The organism is Leptothoe sp. EHU-05/26/07-4 (genome assembly GCF_043421015.1).
Classification (GTDB): Bacteria; Cyanobacteriota; Cyanobacteriia; order Phormidesmidales; family Phormidesmidaceae; genus Leptothoe; species Leptothoe turfae.
The window spans coordinates 1,325,319-1,342,885 of record NZ_JAXSQV010000002.1 but is presented as its reverse complement, the minus strand read 5'-3'; the positions used below and the strand labels follow the sequence as shown (position 1 = coordinate 1,342,885).

The 17,567-nt window shown below is 50.3% G+C and carries 14 protein-coding genes and 1 riboswitch; of the genes, 6 read left to right on the top strand and 8 right to left on the bottom strand.

Annotated elements, in window-relative coordinates:
* Nucleotides 1–3 precede the first annotated feature (3 nt).
* Both U2F10_RS07455 and U2F10_RS07450 read right to left on the bottom strand, forming a co-directional pair.
* Nucleotides 4–2,046, bottom strand: a complete 2,043-nt coding sequence (locus U2F10_RS07455; protein WP_499871528.1) for a chromosome segregation ATPase — start codon at nucleotides 2,044–2,046, stop codon at nucleotides 4–6.
* Between the two features lie 180 nt (nucleotides 2,047–2,226).
* Nucleotides 2,227–3,450, bottom strand: coding sequence for a molybdopterin molybdotransferase MoeA (locus U2F10_RS07450; protein ID WP_499871526.1), 1,224 nt, complete (start codon nucleotides 3,448–3,450; stop codon nucleotides 2,227–2,229).
* A gap of 140 nt (nucleotides 3,451–3,590) precedes the next feature.
* On the opposite strand from U2F10_RS07450, the gene U2F10_RS07445 reads away from it, so the two are divergent.
* Nucleotides 3,591–4,973: an aminopeptidase P family protein gene (locus U2F10_RS07445; protein WP_163700907.1), complete on the top strand. Its 1,383-nt coding sequence runs from the start codon at nucleotides 3,591–3,593 to the stop codon at nucleotides 4,971–4,973.
* Between the two features lie 78 nt (nucleotides 4,974–5,051).
* On the opposite strand, the gene gor is transcribed toward U2F10_RS07445, so the two are convergent.
* Nucleotides 5,052–6,392 (bottom strand): glutathione-disulfide reductase, encoded by a 1,341-nt coding sequence (gene gor, locus U2F10_RS07440; protein ID WP_499871524.1) that lies wholly within the window; start codon nucleotides 6,390–6,392, stop codon nucleotides 5,052–5,054.
* A gap of 20 nt (nucleotides 6,393–6,412) precedes the next feature.
* Entirely contained in the window at nucleotides 6,413–7,804 is a 1,392-nt protein-coding gene (locus U2F10_RS07435) for an aldehyde dehydrogenase (RefSeq protein WP_163669062.1), read from the bottom strand.
* Between the two features lie 169 nt (nucleotides 7,805–7,973).
* On the opposite strand from U2F10_RS07435, the gene U2F10_RS07430 reads away from it, so the two are divergent.
* A complete protein-coding gene (locus U2F10_RS07430) occupies nucleotides 7,974–9,350 on the top strand; it encodes a sensor histidine kinase (RefSeq protein WP_499871522.1) in 1,377 nt (458 codons plus the stop codon).
* 28 nt (nucleotides 9,351–9,378) lie between these two features.
* Here U2F10_RS07430 and U2F10_RS07425 read toward each other — a convergent pair whose 3' ends face one another.
* From U2F10_RS07425 to U2F10_RS07410, 4 genes are all read right to left on the bottom strand, one after another.
* Nucleotides 9,379–10,176, bottom strand: coding sequence for a helix-turn-helix domain-containing protein (locus U2F10_RS07425; protein WP_163669066.1), 798 nt, complete (start codon nucleotides 10,174–10,176; stop codon nucleotides 9,379–9,381).
* A 71-nt stretch (nucleotides 10,177–10,247) separates the two neighbouring features.
* Complete coding sequence (locus tag U2F10_RS07420; RefSeq protein ID WP_163669068.1) at nucleotides 10,248–10,982, bottom strand: pseudouridine synthase; 735 nt, start codon at nucleotides 10,980–10,982, stop codon at nucleotides 10,248–10,250.
* A 160-nt stretch (nucleotides 10,983–11,142) separates the two neighbouring features.
* On the bottom strand, nucleotides 11,143–12,348 hold the full coding sequence (locus U2F10_RS07415; protein ID WP_499871521.1) for a PAS domain-containing sensor histidine kinase: 1,206 nt from the start codon (nucleotides 12,346–12,348) through the stop codon (nucleotides 11,143–11,145).
* A 264-nt stretch (nucleotides 12,349–12,612) separates the two neighbouring features.
* The gene (locus U2F10_RS07410; protein ID WP_006519530.1) at nucleotides 12,613–12,783 is read right to left on the bottom strand and encodes a DUF4278 domain-containing protein; all 171 of its coding nucleotides are present in this window, start codon (nucleotides 12,781–12,783) and stop codon (nucleotides 12,613–12,615) included.
* A 42-nt stretch (nucleotides 12,784–12,825) separates the two neighbouring features.
* Nucleotides 12,826–12,946: riboswitch (Glutamine riboswitch) on the bottom strand.
* Between the two features lie 170 nt (nucleotides 12,947–13,116).
* Between U2F10_RS07410 and U2F10_RS07405 the strand changes: the two genes are divergently transcribed.
* From U2F10_RS07405 to U2F10_RS07390, 4 genes are all read left to right on the top strand, one after another.
* Nucleotides 13,117–13,926, top strand: coding sequence for a creatininase family protein (locus tag U2F10_RS07405; protein WP_006519531.1), 810 nt, complete (start codon nucleotides 13,117–13,119; stop codon nucleotides 13,924–13,926).
* Nucleotides 13,927–13,984: 58 nt separating this feature from the next.
* Nucleotides 13,985–14,740 (top strand): ROK family protein, encoded by a 756-nt coding sequence (locus U2F10_RS07400; RefSeq protein ID WP_490793050.1) that lies wholly within the window; start codon nucleotides 13,985–13,987, stop codon nucleotides 14,738–14,740.
* A gap of 200 nt (nucleotides 14,741–14,940) precedes the next feature.
* Nucleotides 14,941–16,458, top strand: coding sequence for a hypothetical protein (locus tag U2F10_RS07395; RefSeq protein ID WP_499871519.1), 1,518 nt, complete (start codon nucleotides 14,941–14,943; stop codon nucleotides 16,456–16,458).
* A 22-nt stretch (nucleotides 16,459–16,480) separates the two neighbouring features.
* Complete coding sequence (locus tag U2F10_RS07390; protein WP_163699191.1) at nucleotides 16,481–17,464, top strand: glycosyltransferase family 2 protein; 984 nt, start codon at nucleotides 16,481–16,483, stop codon at nucleotides 17,462–17,464.
* Nucleotides 17,465–17,567: the final 103 nt, after the last annotated feature.

Sequence of the window (17,567 nt, the reverse complement as noted above, 5' to 3'; positions counted from 1 at the left end):
TTATTATCTAAAAGATTGAGCGTCAACAGTCTCATCCATTTCTAAAAACACAGGTGCAGCCTCTGATTCAGTCCACTCGATGACGTCTGTTTCTTGCGGTTGATTCGCCGCTTGCCAAGTCTGAATTCTTGCTTGAGCAGTCGTATACGCTTCGGCCTGAGAGGGAATTTGCGTAGCCAGCTTAATGGCACGATCTAAATTACTGCGAGATTCACTGTCGGCCAGATTTAAGAGATCCCAACTCCAGCGGTTGATTTGTTGCAGCGCATCCGTATATTGGCTGCTACTGACAGGAATTTGGTTAGCCGTAACAATGGCACGGGCCAGGTCATTGGCAGCGCCAGAACGGGCAATACTGTTGGCTTCCTGCATCCGGGTTTGGTTTTGTTGCTGGTCACGCCAGACTGCTAAATCGTTTTGGACTTCTTGGTAGAGAGAACGTCCTGGAGAAATACGAGATGCGGTTGCGATCGCACCCGACAAATTTCCCGTTGCCGCCAGCCGACGGGCTTGATCCATCAGGGGCCGATCTTCAATGGCTTCAATCCGTCCTTGCCAACCGTCAATGCGCTTTTTAGCATCATCCGTCAGGGCTCGACCAGACTCAATTCTGCGAGCTTCCTGAATTGCCTGGCGCAGTGCTTGAGGGGTGCCCACAGCCGCTAGCTGGTCAGCCCGATTCAAAATGGGTAAATCTTCCGCTGTTTCCACCCGATCTTCCCATTGGCCAATCTGGTCGGAAACCTCATCCCAGCGAGGATTATCGCGATTCACCTGATTGGCTTCAACAATGGCTGAACGCAGATCATTGATATTCCCCTGGGCCGCAATTTGACGAGCAATATCCAATTGGGCCAGGGCCTTAATCTCGGAACGCCACTGACCGATCAACGTCTGGGCTCGATCATAGAGTGGCCGATCTTTGCCTAAACTTTGTAAGCGGGTAATGGCAGAATCTAACCCCAGGGCATCACCACTCCAAGCGCGCCGATAGGCTTCTGTAAAGACCTGAAAATCAGCAATTTCCTGATCTAATCCTTCATTTCTAGGAATTGCCCCTAAAATTTCTTCGGCCTGGGGTAGCTGCTGACGGGCTAAGAATCTCTCAGCCAACCGTAGCATGTCCTTAGCGATAGTCTTTTTCACAGCCTTTGCTTCATCATGGAGCACGCTCTCAGGCTTGATGGAAGCCAGGAGTTTCAAGGCATCTTGAAAGCCTTTGACCGTTCCCTTATCGGCAAGGCGTTTAATTTTGCCGAGCTTACGACTATCTTCCCGCGCCATGGCAATAAGCTTAGTCAGCTCGGCATATTTGGTGTCTGACCAATAGTCATTGTTGACATCTAATAACAACACCGATAGGCGAAACGCCTCTTTGAAATTGCCATCAACCAGCTTTTCTTTGGCGTTTTCAAAGACTTCTGAGCCTTCTCCCCAGACCCGCTGCCAGCGACGAACATTTGTTTCAACCTGATCTGCTGCTGCTGTATTGGCCGGAATTTTATTGGCGGTTGCGATCGCAGCCTCAAGCTCTCCCTGATGAAATAGATCGTCAGCCCTTTCTAGAATTTCACTGGACCAGGTTTCCACCTTGGCATTGATCTCAGCCCGCAGCGGATGATCATCCGGTAGCCTGTCAACCAGGGCAATGGCCTCTAACAAGAAATCCACGCTTCCCTGATTTGCATAGGATTCAGCACACTGCAAGCGCATGGCTGCCGATGCCGTGGGCCAAAAAATCGCTCGGCAGTTGGGCAGGTTCGGCATCCGAAACAAGCTAGTTACCGCAAAGGCCAAACTGCCTGCCAGAATCATCAAGGTCGTTAGCAATAGAAATTGCCAGCTACCAACCCATCTAAAAACCACCATTCCCTTTAAGCCAGATGGCTGGGGTGCAGTCTCAGCAGGAGCCGCATCTACAGGAGCTCCCCCTGCATAGGACGGAGAGGGTGCCGGACGAGTAGGCGGCACTGGCATACGCTGAGGCCGACTGCGGGGCACAGAAATAGGCTTAGACGGGCGGCGACGATTGCGTTTGGAGCTCATAAACAGATCAGCCAGAGAAAAAATACGCTGAATATGGCGATACTTTAGCGCAATGACTCAGTAGTGTATACGCTATTCGCTAAAGTGATCCAACTTAAAGGACAAAGACACCATGTCTTACTTGCCCTGTCTACACTGTTCGTCCCCTGAGCATCTTATCAAGACAATTGCTTAAGAAGATTACACATCACCTAAAACCATGGCTTTAATTGTGCTGCCTGCCTGAATCAGGGTTTCCCCAAGCGGCACCCTGCCTAAGCCATTGGTGCGACTCAGATTAATTAAGTTTCCAGAACTATGTCCTCCTTTCGCCAGGGTAAATCGATAGCCATCGTTACCTAGGGACAGTTGCCCCCATAAATAAGTCTCCCGCTGACCACCGGCCTTGAGATCATCGTCTGTCTTTGCCGATACAAAGGTCGGTGACCAACGGGTCTCCAGACCAGAAAGCTTACGCAGGGCTGGTTGCACAAAGCGCCAAAAGCTGACCAGCGATGAGACCGGATTACCCGGCAAACCAAAATAAAGTTGCTGATTCTTCCCACTCCCAAACGTAGCCACCGTCAGGGGTTTGCCAGGCTTTACGGCCACCGAACGAATGTGAATAGTCGCCCCTAATTCAGTCAAAATTTGGTCCACATAGTCATAGTCACCCACAGACACGCCACCGGATGAAATCACGACATCCGCTTGATTGAGGGCATCAGCAATCGCCTGCCGCGTGGCTGCCTTTTGGTCTGGCACAATTCCTAACGGCACAGGCACCGCACCTGCTTGAGCGATCAAAGCTGCCAAGGCATAGCGATTAGAATCCACAATTTGCCCAGGTGCTAAGGGGTGGTTTACATCAACTAACTCATCTCCGGTGGATAAAATTGCCACACGGGGGCGTCGATACACAGGCACTGACACACACTGCGCTGCCGCTAGCACGGCTATTTCAGCAGCTCCAATTTTGATGCCAGGCTTTAATAACTCTGCACCTGCCTGATAAAAGCTACCCTGCTTACGGATAAAAGCCTGGGCTGAAGGAGCGGTCAATACAGTTACCTGCGGTCCCTGACGCTGGGTATTTTCTTGAATCACAATGGTATCGGCACCCGTGGGCACCATGCCCCCAGTAAAGATGCGAGCTGCTTCCCCCGTCTGTAGCTCGCATTTAGGTACCTGTCCCGCCGGAATTTCCTCTACAACGGTCAATGTGGCGGGTACTGTTTTTACATCGTCGTACCGCACCGCATAGCCATCCATGGCTGAGTTATCCCAATGGGGAAAATCCAGCTGACTACTTATGGGTTGGCCTAAAACTCGTCCTAAACAGTCCCCTAAAGCCGCTGTTTCTAAAGCCTCCACAGGGGTTACCAGGTCTAGGATCAACTTTTCCGCATCGTTTGCAGGCACCATAGGCTTTAATTTTAAATTTTGATTCTTTGAATTTTGATTTAGACTCCGTATCAGTCATACCTAACCATATCAAAGGCTCCGGTTACGATAGGAGAGTGGGCGTTGCCTACCCTTCGGATTGATCGTTTCTGTTTTCTAACATGCCATTTGCTTCCAGCCTTGCAAAATCCCTTGAACACCGTCGCCAGCAATTGGCAAAGCACCTGGATCACCCGGTCTTACTCTGGTCGGGGCAAGCAACGCCACGCAACTTTCCGGCTAACACCCATCCGTTTCGACCTAGCAGTCACTTTCTTTATTTTGCAGGGCTGCCCTTGGAAAATGCGGTCATTCATATGGCAGATGGGCACTTAACGTTATTTATGGATGAGGCGACACCGGCTGAAGCACTATGGCATGGTCCTAGCCCTAGTCGCACTGAGTTGGCCCATAAAATTGGTGCTGGCAAAGCCCTGCCCCTAGAAGACTTAAAACATTTTGTGGGCGATCAGGTGGCAACTCTCAAGGTACAAGATAATGCCACAGCGGTGCACCAGGAACAACTTTTAAATCGCTCGATTCCTATCGCCAAACAATCTCAGGATCAAGATCTGGCGTTACTCCAGGCTATTGTGCAATTACGCATGTGTCACGATGACTATGCCCTGGATGAGATGCGTCGTGCCGCAGGGGTTTCAGTCGCAGCCCACAGGGCAGGCATGGCGGCAACAAAACTGGGAAAAAACCTGACTGAGGCCCATGTTCGGGCAGCCATGGAACAGGTGATCATGGCCCATGGCATGGCCTGTGCTTATAACAGTATTGTGACGGTCCATGGTGAAGTTCTCCACAACAACCATTACCACTATGCCCTAGGGGAAAACGATTTAGTGTTGGCGGATGTGGGGGCAGAAACCAAGGCGGGTTGGGCGTCAGACATTACCCGTACCTGGCCTGCTGGTGGCAAATTTTCATCGACTCAACGGGACCTTTATGATGTGGTTTTGGCAGCCCATGATGCTTGCATTGAGGCGGCCAAACCTGGCGTGGAATATCGGGAGTTGCATCTCTTGGCCTGTCGAACTCTGGCAGCGGGTTTGGTAGACCTTGGTATTCTCATCGGCCAGCCTGATGACCTGGTGGAACAAGATGCCCACGCGTTGTTCTTTCCCCACGGTGTCGGTCATCTGTTGGGGTTAGATGTGCATGATATGGAAGATTTGGGCGATCTGGCAGGGTATGCCAGCGGTCGTAGTCGTAGTGACCGTTTTGGCCTCGGCTTTCTGCGTCTTGATCGGCCTTTACAGACGGGCATGGCCGTGACCATTGAACCTGGTTTTTATCAGGTGCCGGGCATTTTGGAGGATAAGGGCAATTGCGATCGCTATGCCCACATCGTCAACTGGGACCGCCTAGCCCAGTTTAGTGATGTCAGAGGTATCCGCATCGAAGATGATGTGCTGATGACCGAAAATGGCTGTGAGGTCATCACAAAAGATCTACCAACACACGCTAAGGATATCGAGGCACTAATAACAAATTAGGGGGTTAATTGTTCCTGGTGTAGGGACATTCCATGGAACATCCCTACACCAGGAATACGATTTCCCGTATTCACTTGTTTACCGCATGGTGACAAACTCTTCTGCCGAGCTCGGGTGAATCCCTACGGTGGCATCAAAATCTGCTTTCGTTGCCCCCATTTTGACCGCCACCGCCACCCCTTGAATAATCTCAGCGGCAGCATCACCCACCATATGTGCCCCCAGAACCTTATCAGTCTGCACATGCACAATCAGTTTCATAAGCGTTTTTTCTTCTAGCTTAGGCAGGGTATAGTACATCGGTCTGAATCGGGACCGATACACCCGAATGGCGACTTCGCCATATTTCTCCATGGCCTCGGTTTCAGTCATACCCACCGTGGCCACCTCTGGTGTAGTGAATATGGCTGAAGGGACATTTTCATGGCTCATTACCCGACGTTTGCCACCGTAGTGGGTATCGGCAAACACCCGCCCCTCATTAATGGCGACAGGCGTGAGGTTAATGCGGTCTGTGCAATCTCCTACGGCATAGATATTGGATTCTGCTGTCTGGCTATGGGCATCGACAACAATGGCTCCATTTTTCACCTCTACCCGAGTATTTTCCAAACCCAGATTCTCTAGTCGAGGGATACGCCCCAGGGCAGAAAGACCAACAACATCAGTCAATACCAGGTTGTTATTTTTGAGATTAACCTGAAGTCCCTCATTGGTTTTCTCAAGGCTAACCAGCTCATCATTAATAATGCGGATGCCGTGGCGCAGCATGGCATCTTGGACCTCGGTGCGAATATCTTCATCAAAGCCTCGCAAAATCTTATCGCGTCGAATAATTTGGGTGACTTCTGTTCCCAAAGCATTGAGGACACAGGCAAACTCACAGCCAATGTAGCCACCGCCAAAGATCACCATGCGTTTGGGCTGCTGCGCTAAGTGGAAAATCTCATCGGAGGTGATGGCCAGCTCAATCCCCGGAATGTTGGGTTTACTGGGCTTGCCGCCAACGGCAATCAAAATTTTCTCCGCTGTGATTGTTTGTCCTGCCACCTCAATCGTATGGGGATCCATAATTCGGGCATGGCCCTTAAAGAGAGTCACCTCCGCATTGTCAATCATGCGTTGATAGATGGCATTTAGCCGAGTGACTTCGTCGTTGACGGCTGTAAGCATGCGAGACCAGTCAAATTTACCTGGCTCGAACGTCCAACCATAGCCTGCGGCCTCTTGCACATGGCTGGCAAAATGAGAGGCGTACACCATGAGCTTTTTGGGCACACACCCCCGGTTTACACAGGTGCCGCCCAAGCGATCAAATTCTGCCACTGCGACCTTTGCCCCATACTGGGCAGCCCGTCTAGCGGTCGCAATGCCACCGGAACCAGCACCAATCGCAAACAGGTCAAAATCATAGGCCATAGGTAGGTTTTCCTCTGTAATTACCGGGTAACAAGCTTTTTAATCTGGGCTAGCTTAGCTGGCTTGTAGGGCGCATAACGCCAGTCTAAATCAAACAAAAATGTCTTTTTGAGAACACTCTTGTAGTGGGAAAAGGTATCAAACGTGGCTTTGCCATGATAGCTACCCATACCGCTTTGTCCCACACCTCCAAAAGGTAGATCGGGAACACCAATATGCAACACCGTATCGTTGAGACAAACGCCCCCGGATGACGTGCCGGTTAATACCTGTTGTTGTTTAGCCTGATCCCGAGAGAAGAGATAAAGGGCTAAAGGCTTGGGGCGAGCATTAATTTGAGCCAGGGCCTGGTCAAATTGGTCGTAGGTTAATATCGGTAGAATGGGACCAAAAATTTCATCCTCCATCACTGGAGACTCCCAAGTGACGTTATTCAACACGGTGGGAGCCATGTAGCGAGTGCCAGCATCCGTTTGCCCCCCAATAAGCACATCACCGCTATCGAGGAGAGCGGTTAATCGGTCAAACTGCCGCTGGTTAATAATACGACTTAAGTCAGCACTCTGGGACGGGTCATCACCAAAGAATTCACGAATCGCTGCTGTGAGTTTGGCTAAAAATGCATCTTTGACGGTGCGGTCAATCAGCAGGTAGTCAGGAGCAATACAGGTTTGGCCAGCATTGATAAACTTGCCCCAGGCAATCCGCTTAGCGGCATGGTCAAGGTTGATATCGGCATCAATAATGCAGGGGCTTTTGCCGCCTAACTCCAGGGTTACAGGCGTGAGGTGCTTCGCCGCAGCTGCCATGATGATGCGACCAATGGCAGTGCCACCCGTAAAGAAGATGTGGTCAAACTTTTCGGCCAGTAGCTGCTGACTGACGCTGGCATCTCCTTCAAATACGGTGACATAGCTGGGGTCAAAGGTATTGGCAATCAGGTCGGAAACAACGTTGGCTGTATGGGGGGCATGCTCAGATGGCTTCAGAATGGCACAGTTTCCAGCTGCGATCGCACCCACTAGCGGCGATACCATCAGCTGGAACGGATAGTTCCAGGGACCAATAATCAGGACTACGCCTAACGGATCAGGCTGTACCCATGCCGACGACGGAAAGTTCTCCAGCGTTGACTTGACCCGCTTGGGCTTCATCCAACGTTTGAGTTTTTTGAGCGCCAGGTTAATTTCTGAAAGGGTGGCGATTTCAAAATAAGCTTCAAACTCAGGTCGTCCTAAATCAGCCTTAGCCGCAGCTACAATGTCTGATTGACGGTCAATAATAGCCTGCTTGAGTTTGGCCAGCTGAGCTAGACGAAACTCTAAAGGTTTAGTCTGCCCCGAAGCAAAGAAAGCTCGCTGCTGCTCAAGGGCAATGGGAATGGGAAAAGATTTTGTCAGCTGAGCTGTCATAGTTCAGTAGGGCAGATGGAGCAAAAGTTTAGAGTGTTACACAATCTATGATGTCGTGAACTCACTTATCTGACCAGCTTCTGTTAAGCATGTTTTCTGTCAGGCTTAAAACAGAATCATCCTGCTGCTGTCATTTTAATCCTGAGGTTTTTCATTGACACAATCTCCCATGTTCCAGACCACCCGCCGCCGTTTGGCGCTGTGGTACACGGCCATCACCGGTATTCTGCTGATCCTTTTTGCCAGCGGCGTGTACTTCTATGTGCGCAATACGCTGGTGGAGCGGGTAGATGACACCCTAAATCATGTGGTAGAGGTGGTGCAGCGCTCATTGGTGATCGAAGCCGCAGCACCATCCTCAGGTCGGGTGCTGACCGCTGCAGGTGTTAAAGGGCAAGCTCCCCTACAGGTGAATGTGGAAGATAGCTTTCGCGATAATGCCCAGACCCTAGAAGACGACCACATTGACATTGAATGGTTTGGTCCCAACGGTCAACTACAGTGGAGTACCCTGTCAGTCCCTAGCAACCTGCCACTTCAGGTAAATGCTGCTGGGGAAACGGTGCATCTTAGACATCGTTCAAACAATGGTCAGAACGATGGCGAGGATACCGATCAGGTACTCCGGCAAATTAGCCGCCGAGTGCAGATCAACAACCAGGTACTGGGCTATTTGCGGGTTAGTCATCCCTGGTTTGAGGTGAGCAAACCCAGCCGTCAGTTGGTAATCGATCTCAGTGTTTGGTCTGGGCTGGTCATGGTGGCCACTGGCACCATTGGCTGGCTCCTGTCGGGGCTAGCCATGGCCCCGGTACGCCAGTCCTATCAGCAGCTCAAGCAGTTTACGGCGGATGCCTCCCACGAACTACGCAATCCCATTGCCGTCATCCAAACCAATGTGCAGGTGGCGCTGGCGGATCCTGAGCCGGATGTGGAGTTTCAGCACAGTCAGCTGCAGGTGGTAGAACGGTTGACCCGGCGCTTGGGTCGCCTAGTCGACAACCTGCTGTTTCTGGCTCGACAGGATGGGGGGCTAATACCGATGCAGTGGGAGTACCTGGACCTTAATAAACTGCTATTAGACGTGATTGAAGAACAGTCTCTCGTAGCTCAGGGTCAGGGGTTAGATTTGATTTATAATCCCATGCCATCTGAGGTGTCCATGCCTGGCGATCGCGACCAGTTGATTCGCCTATTTACGAACCTGATTAGCAATGCTATCCAGTACACCCCCGAGGGGAAGGTGACCGTCACTCTAGATACTACTCAATGGCAAGGCCAAGAGGCATCCAAAGTAACCGTATGCGATACCGGTATTGGGATCTCAAAAGAACTACAGCCCCAAGTGTTTGACCGGTTTTATCGGGTAGATAAGGCCCGCAGCCGTCGTGATGGAGCAGGCTCGGGGTTGGGATTAGCGATCGCAAAAGCCATCATCACTAACCACCAAGGCCGCATCCAGCTAGAGAGCCAGACTGGACAAGGAACAACGGTAACGGCAACGCTGCCTTGTCATATAAAATCCGAATTCATTAAACCCGATTAACCATGGATAACCCAGTAGGGGCATGCTACTACCAGACTAAACTGGCTAGCTCACCCGGTGTGCTGGGAGTAAACGTTTGTTCAACGACGGTGCCAGGTTTACCCATGGGTTTGGCCGTTCCTTGGTTGTAGGTCAAAACCACGCCCCCTGCGTTACCGGCACGAATAGTCAGAGACTCTTGAGCCGTCCAGGAACGTTCAGCTCCCTCCTGCAAAATCCCTTCATACGCCTCATCGCCATCAGCCGTCACGCGTACCCAAGACTGTTGAACGAACTCGACATCTACCACAATTGGCTCTTTAGGAGCCGGCGTTGTCTCGGCCTGCTCAGGTGACACTTGAGCAGGTGCCGTGGGCGCAGCTTGTCGAGGAGCTAACTGTTCAGCAGTGGCAGAATCCACAATGGGCTCAGCGGCATTTTGCGGAATTGCACGCTGCATGAGGTATGACAAGCCGCTGACTGAGATTGCAATTAGGGCCACGTAGGCAGCATACAAGTGATAGGGACGCAGCTGGACAGACTCATGGGACCAGTTACGACCCCCTCCTTTCAGGGCAGGCATTGCCACATAGTTCTGAGATAGAGCCTTACCGTCAAGACCCAACACATCCGCGTAGCGTCGGATTAAACCACGAATATAGATAGGCTCAGGCAGCTCAGATGTTTGAGCTTCTTCTAGGGCCATTAACAGCCTGGAACGAACTAAAACTTTACCGGCCACTTCGTCTAGCGTCTGACCACTTGCAACACGAGCATCACGTAGCATAGACCCTATGGCCAATAACTGCTCATGCTGCGGTTTACTCGTGTAGCCTTGCCGTTTCATAAGTTCAAAATGTTTCTTAACAATTTAACCACACTGACGTGATCCAAGCATACGTTGTTGGAAATGGTGAATCAGAGAAGACTCAAGAGTTTCTTAGTCTCTTCTGATGTTAGGTGACGACAATGCCCCAACGGTAAATCTCCTAGACAGATAAAACCAATGGCACTGCGATGAAGACTAATGACAGGATGACCTAATTGCTCAGCAACACGACGAATCTGACGATTACGACCTTCACGCAAAACAATCTCTAGCAACGTAGGGGCGTTAGGGTGCAACACCCTAACCTCTGCAGGCGCGGTCATTTTGCCTGCTAAATTCACACCAAGACGCCACTGGTCTAAACTGGCCTGATTGGGAGAACCTTGTACCCTCACCCGATAGGTTTTGGAAATATGGTGCCGGGGATGGGTCAAGGTTTGAGTCAGTTGGCCATGGTTGGTGAGTAACAGTGCCCCAGTAGAATCCGTATCTAGACGACCTACAGGATGTAAACGAACATCGCCTTGACGTAGTTCCTGGGGAAGCAAATCAATCACCGTTTTGCGACCTTGGGGATCATCGCAGGTGGAAACTACGCCCCGAGGCTTATTTAGCAGCACATAGTGATTCTTTGGACGATTGTCTGGTTTGAGAGAACGGCCATCAATCCGAATATCATCCACCGCTGGATTGGCCCGTTGACCAATGTGGGCCTTAACACCATTGACGGTGATATGCCCTTGAGAAATCAACAACTCCGACTGACGTCGTGAGGCCACACCCCACTGTGACAGAAGCTTCTGAAGTTTTTCGTCGGATGACACGTGTTTAGACAATAACAGCTTAGACAATGCTCCCAACCAAATATATTCTTTTGAAGATCAACCTCGGGTGCATGTTACAGCACTTTAACTAAGCCTGTTAATACAGAAAAGTTTGAAGCTCTGTCTTAGTGTACATCAGTGATTCTACGTAATGAACACGTTACTTAGACACCGAATAGTCTGCATCTGTCCTGTTCAGAGACTTGGGCAGCCAAACCTGTAGCCAAGCGCCTCCAGTTTCAGGGTGGTTGCGAGCTTGTACAGTGCCTTGATGAAACTCCACAATTTTTTGAACAATGGATAATCCCAATCCTGTGCCTTTTGAGATCGCATCATCCCCCGAACGAGTGCGTGATACATCGGCGCGATAAAAACGATCAAAAACAAAGGCCAAATCTTTTTCTAAAAAACCTTCACCACAGTCAAAAACATCGAGTAACATGCCCTGAATACCGGCTTTCTCAGAAGGCTGGTAATGGACATGGATAGTCTGATGCGAGGGACTATATTTCAATGCGTTGTCCAATAAATTGAGCAACATACGATATATCAATCCGCTGTTAACGGCTGCGATCGCATGGTCAGGCCCTTGGTACTCCAAATGCTTATCCCACTGTTTTGCCTGGGGTTCTAAACTTTGCCACGCCTGCTGTAGTAACTTAACCAAGTCGGCTTCTTCTAATTGCTCCTGCTGGCGATGTTCTATATGACTTAGGCTCAGCATGTCATCGACTAACGCACTCAAACGATTCACTTCCCGCAATAGTCTATCGGCCCAGTTGACGAGGCTGGGATCAATCCGATTGCGTAGGGTTTCGCCCACCAAACGAATTGACGTTAGCGGAGTTTTTAACTCATGGGCCACATCTGACGTCCAGCGATCCCGTTGCTGTGCCAGGGTGACGGCTTCCTGGCGGTTCTCCAGAAATATGCCGACATGGCCACGACTTAACGGAATGCCGTAACCGCTCAAGGGATAGACCGGTCCTTCTAAAACATTGGCGGGATCAGGGGAAATCGACCTGAGTGTCCATTCCTTTTTGCACTCAATCTGGCTTTTACGAGTCTGTTCAACAAGGTGGTCCAACTCATAGGATCTTGCGATCGCCAGGAGCAATCTGGGGGATGTGTAGTCAGTCTGCTCAATCCCTAAAAGCTGTCTGGCCTTAGCGTTACACCAGAGCAGACGATTTTCCTCATCGATTTTCAAATACCCCAACGGTGCATATTGTAGAACCCGATTGTTTTCATCGACTTCAGTCTGTAGCTCATCCACCAGTGTGCTCTGATTGGCAATGGCGCTGGCAATCTGAGCTTCGTAAGAAAAAAATTGGGCCTCAGGCTGGATACTGATACGTTCAAACAAAGCTTTCCGCCTAGCACCAGAACGTAGGCGGGCAACCAAAAGAAACAATAATCCTATTGATAAACCTGCTAGGAAAGAGAGCACAGCACAACAGACTTATGGCTCTCAGCATAATACCCCAGGTCAAGAAGCAAGAATGATATTCAATTGTCTAATAAAAAAGGCTCCTTCAAACTAGAAGGAACCTGTGAAATCAAAACAAATTGAATGGAACAGTATAGCTGTTCTATACGCACCCTTGTAACGAAAGGGAAACGCTAAACCTTAGCGGACCTGAGCACCGCGATACTTTAGACCATGTACATGACCATGTGCAGAGCCTACAGCCTTTTTCACACGATAAGATGCGCCACGGTAACGAACAACATCACCATCTTCAACAGCGACGTTGCGCTCAGGAACAGTGTATTTAACTCCACGGTAAGACAGTTGCATGGATTTCGCCTCCTTAATAATCAGCGTAGAGAGTTAAGATGAGGCGCGTTCCTTCAGTTGGACAGTCAATGGCTAACAGTCAATGGCCACCCTTCCTACTTCCGTTCCCATCAAGACCAAACGCAACTGGTAGATGCAATTAATCCGGAGAGGAATGAACGTTTCGTTTCTGTATTCAAATATACAGAAGGCAAGATTATATTGTCAATCTTTTTTTGTTTTCTTTTAGAAGCTTACGTGTATTGGCTTAGGGCACAGAATTAATTAAGAGCTCCAATTTCTGACTGTAGAGGCGTTCCATGGAATGCCTCTACAGTCTCTACCCCGCTTATGATGAACCAAACTATTCCGTCCCATCGCTTCTACCCCTACCTCACCTGGCAAGACATCGACACCATGGCTGATAAGGAGCAGGTTGTGATTATCCAACCTGTGGGTGCCATTGAACAACACGGCCCTCACCTGCCCATAGCGGTTGATACAGCCCTGGGACTCGCCATCATTGGCCGTGCCCTGGAGCAATTAGAGCCATCGATTCCGGCCTATTGCCTGCCGCCGCTTTGCTATGGCAAATCTAACGAGCACTGGGGTTTTCCGGGCACCATTACCCTATCAGCGTCAACCCTAATGGCTGTGCTCACAGATGTAGCAGAGAGTGTTTATCGTGCTGGGTTTCGCAAACTAGTATTCCTTAACTCCCATGGCGGACAACCCCAGGTCCTGGACATTGTGGCCCGCGATATCCATCAGAGACAGCCGGATTTTTGGGTATTTCCCCACTTTGTCTGGCAAGTGCCCCACCAGGTAGGCCAGCTGCTAAACCCCCAGGAGCGTCAGGAGGGTATTCACGCCGGGGATGCTGAAACCAGTTTGATGCTGGCGATTTTACCCGACCAGGTTCACATGGACCGAGCCGTTAAAGAATATCCACCTAAACCTGATCATGAAACGCTTTTAAGCTTGGAAGGTGCGCTGCCCTTTAGCTGGACCACCCGTGACATTTCTAAAAGTGGCGTTGTCGGGGATGCAACCGTAGCCACGGCGGAAAAGGGCGAGCAAATTTTGGCCGATGTGGCAACTGGCTGGGTAACAGTTTTGGAAGAAATTTATCGGTTCGAACCACCCCAGCGTTGGCGTGAGTGATCGAGGGGCAGAATAGGAGGCACTTGCCATTACCACCTAACCTGGCCAAGGAGTTTCCATGCTAACCACTAAGCAACCTGCCCCCAATCAACCTGACACCCAGAAAGCCGCAACCGATCAAAAAGCAGCGGTTACATTGGCCATCGATATTGGTGGCAGCGGCATTAAAGTGATCCTGCTAGATGCAGCGGGTCAACCCCTGGGGGAGCGAGCACGGCTCAAAACCCCATCACCAGCTAAACCGGAGACGGTGATGGATGCGATCGCAAAACTCGCTGCTGACCAACCCGCTTTTGACCGCGCCTCCGTTGGTTTTCCGGGTGTGGTGCGTCACGGTATCACCTACACCGCCGTCAATCTGGACAAATCATGGGTTAACTATCCCTTAGCCGAACGCTTAACTCAGCGATTAAACTGCCCTGTGAGAGTAGCCAATGACGCTGATATTCAAGGCTTTGGGGCAATCTCAGGGGAAGGTGTGGAGTTAGTCATTACCCTGGGCACTGGATTTGGCTCTGCCCTATTCGTCAATGGTCATCTGGTGCCTAACTTAGAAATGGCTCACCATCGCTTTCGCAAAGCAGAATCCTATGAAGAGCAGTTAGGCCGGGCTGCCCTTGAAAGAGTGGGTAAGGAAAAATGGAACCGCCGCTTGCAAAAGGCCATGGATTCCCTTGGGCACTTATTCAACTACGATCACCTCTACATCGGCGGTGGTGAAACCAAGCACATCACTCTGAAGCTGCCACCTAATGCTGCCATTGTACCAAACGTATTGGGGCTGCTGGGTGGAATTGCCCTATGGCGAGAATGAGAACACCTGCATTCTTCCTATCAATTCTTTTAATATCCGATTTAATAGAAAAGGGGATACCGCTGCTGTCTCCCATTGAGGCAGCGGGCACCATGTATTAGAAAGTTTTGAATTTTGAGCAAGCTGTTGGCTTAATCCTCAAGATTTAGGCTGGTTCTTATTTTGATTTCTAAACACGCGAACACCAATTAAATTTCCATATGACTGGCCAGGTAAAGGATCCACCAGCAAAACACCATCAGCTTTTTGGGTGTCCAACCATTGCTTTATTTGTTGCTATTAGTCTGATCTATTTGGCCTTCCTCAAACCAGGTATTTGGGGTGTGGATGGCAACGATATGTTGCACATGTCCCAATCCCTGATTCAAAAGGGTAATTTTTCTATTCCTGAAGGGACAGGGGGCATCCAGGGACCGGATGGACAATTCTACTCTATTCGTTATCCACTACTGCCCATCATTGCCATGCCCTTTGTTTGGTTCGGCATGATCCTTGGCGAGATGTTTAACTTGCCTGTGAGGTACACGTCCGCAAGTTTAGGGCTGGTGCTCAACATTTTGCTAACAGCTGCTACCGCTATCCTGATTTATGCCTTAACGCTGAAACTGGGAGGGCAGCGTCGGGGGGCCTTTATCGCCGTCATTGGCTATGCCTTTGGTACCACGGCCATGGTATACGCCCGTGAGTTTTTTGCTGAGCCGCTTTTAGCGTTCATCATTACCCTGGCTCTCTATCTGGCATTTGGAAAATATCGTTGGGAGCATTGGACAAGCGGGTTATTGGTTGCCTTGGCCATTGCGGCTAAACCGGCTGGTATTCTCCTGGGTCCGGTGTTGGCCCTATATTTTTTGCTGCGACGCTGTAGCTGGGACCGTATTTTGGCCCCCTGCATTGGCACCACTATCGGTGTTGGTCTTTTTCTGGCCTATAACTATGTCCGGTTTGGCAGTTTTACCTCATCGGGGCAAGACACCTCGCAGTTAGGCGGAGACGGCTTTTTGATGCGGGCTCTAGGGCAGTTAGTTAGTCCTGGTAGCGGCGGCGGTTTATTTTGGTACTGCCCTCCCACAATTTTGGCCATTGTTGGTTTTTGGGTACTGTGGCAGCGTCGTAAGTTGGAGTTTGTTGCTCTATTTGGCATTGTGGCTAGCTTTTGGCTGCTGCACAGCGGTTGGGACTTTAATGGTTGGAATTGGGGGCCTCGTTTCTTAGTCCCCATCATGCCGGCGATGATGGTCGCTGTTGGTCTGTTGGGTAAGCGTTGGCGGATGCCGTTAGTGGGCCTGATCGTGCTGGGTTTCTTGGTCAATGCCCCCATACTATTGACCTACTATCAGCGCTATTTTGCTGAGGTTTCTGACCAAAGTATGGATTTGCTGATGCAAACCGTGTCGCTTTGGAGTGAGCCTTCCCAGGCACCGATTTTTAATATTTGGGGCGCAGCTGGGCGACAGTTAACGGATGCATTTAATACCCCTGTGCAAGAGATCATTAGCAATGTTGGCGAACCGCCACCGCGTGGCGAGTTTACGAAAGCTGAACTGCTAAGGATTGTGGCCGTATGGTGGTGGTTTTTACCCGCCGTCGGTCTTCCCATATGGGTTGGATTTGCGATCGCAGCCACCATGGTAGCCATTGGTATCGCGCTCCTACGCTTCAGCTGGCAGATCGGGTTAAAGCCCCCTATTAAACTAAAGTCGAGCCAAATCCCCTTCTAGGCAAGCATCACAGGCATCTCCTATGAAACTTATTATTCAAATTCCCTGTTACAACGAAGAAAATACCCTGGGGGTTACCCTGTCGGAACTGCCACGGCAGGTGCCTGGTGTGGATCACGTTGAATGGCTGATCATTAACGACGGCAGTGTTGACCGCACGGTGGATGTCGCCAAAGAGTGGGGGGTGGACCACGTTGTCAACTTTGACCATAACCAAGGACTGGCCCGTGGATTTATGGCTGGGTTAGATGCTTGCCTCAAGGCTGGAGCCGACATCATCGTTAATACCGATGCTGACAATCAATACTGTGCAGCGGATATTCCTAAGCTCATTGAGCCAATTCTCCATGGTGAGGCTGAAATTGTGGTCGGCGAACGTCCGATCATGGAAATCCAACACTTTTCGCCCATCAAAAAGATACTGCAACGCCTCGGTAGCTGGGCTGTGCGGGTAGCCAGCAATACCCCCGTTGCCGATGCTCCCAGCGGCTTTCGCGCCATCAGTCGCAATGCGGCCATGCAGCTTAACGTCTTTAACGAATATACCTATACCTTAGAAACCATCATTCAAGCTGGGCAAAAGGGTATGGCGGTTGCATCGGTCCCTATTCGTACCAACGGCTATCTGCGGCCCTCTCGTCTGGTTAAAAGCATTACGTCCTATGTGCAGCGGTCTCTATTTACGATTCTGCGCATCTTTATCACCTATCGTCCCCTGTCGTTTTTTACGATTCTGGGGGCGATTCCCTTTGGGCTGGGCTTTTTACTGAGTGTTCGCTGGATCTGGTTGTTTCTCACTGAGTTTGAGCAAACCGGGCGCAGTCATGTGCCCAGTCTGATTTTTTCAGCCATTTTGATTTTGATTGGCGTTCAGTGCTGGATCTTTGGTTTGATTGCCGATTTGATGTCGGCTAACCGGAAGCTGTTGGAAGATATTCAGCTGCGTCTGCGACGGTCGGAGATTGAGGAGCACATGAACAAGCATCGGGAGAAAGAAATGAGATAACGCTTTATTCTTTTTGGTAGACGGTGCCCACCCTCCTGCGCTCCTGGATTTCTTTGCCTTGTTGGGTTTTGTGCCTCAACCGCACCCTATGTTTATTCCCCCG

Coding starts and splice junctions, on each gene's coding strand:
- U2F10_RS07425 (WP_163669066.1), bottom strand. CDS start 10,176: ATGAAACGGCAAGGCTACACGAGTAAACCGCAGCATGAGCAGTTATTG.
- U2F10_RS07435 (WP_163669062.1), bottom strand. CDS start 7,804: ATGACAGCTCAGCTGACAAAATCTTTTCCCATTCCCATTGCCCTTGAG.
- gor (WP_499871524.1), bottom strand. CDS start 6,392: ATGGCCTATGATTTTGACCTGTTTGCGATTGGTGCTGGTTCCGGTGGC.
- U2F10_RS07430 (WP_499871522.1), top strand. CDS start 7,974: ATGTTCCAGACCACCCGCCGCCGTTTGGCGCTGTGGTACACGGCCATC.
- U2F10_RS07400 (WP_490793050.1), top strand. CDS start 13,985: ATGCTAACCACTAAGCAACCTGCCCCCAATCAACCTGACACCCAGAAA.
- U2F10_RS07450 (WP_499871526.1), bottom strand. CDS start 3,450: ATGGTGCCTGCAAACGATGCGGAAAAGTTGATCCTAGACCTGGTAACC.
- U2F10_RS07455 (WP_499871528.1), bottom strand. CDS start 2,046: ATGAGCTCCAAACGCAATCGTCGCCGCCCGTCTAAGCCTATTTCTGTG.
- U2F10_RS07395 (WP_499871519.1), top strand. CDS start 14,941: ATGACTGGCCAGGTAAAGGATCCACCAGCAAAACACCATCAGCTTTTT.
- U2F10_RS07445 (WP_163700907.1), top strand. CDS start 3,591: ATGCCATTTGCTTCCAGCCTTGCAAAATCCCTTGAACACCGTCGCCAG.
- U2F10_RS07405 (WP_006519531.1), top strand. CDS start 13,117: ATGAACCAAACTATTCCGTCCCATCGCTTCTACCCCTACCTCACCTGG.
- U2F10_RS07410 (WP_006519530.1), bottom strand. CDS start 12,783: ATGCAACTGTCTTACCGTGGAGTTAAATACACTGTTCCTGAGCGCAAC.
- U2F10_RS07390 (WP_163699191.1), top strand. CDS start 16,481: ATGAAACTTATTATTCAAATTCCCTGTTACAACGAAGAAAATACCCTG.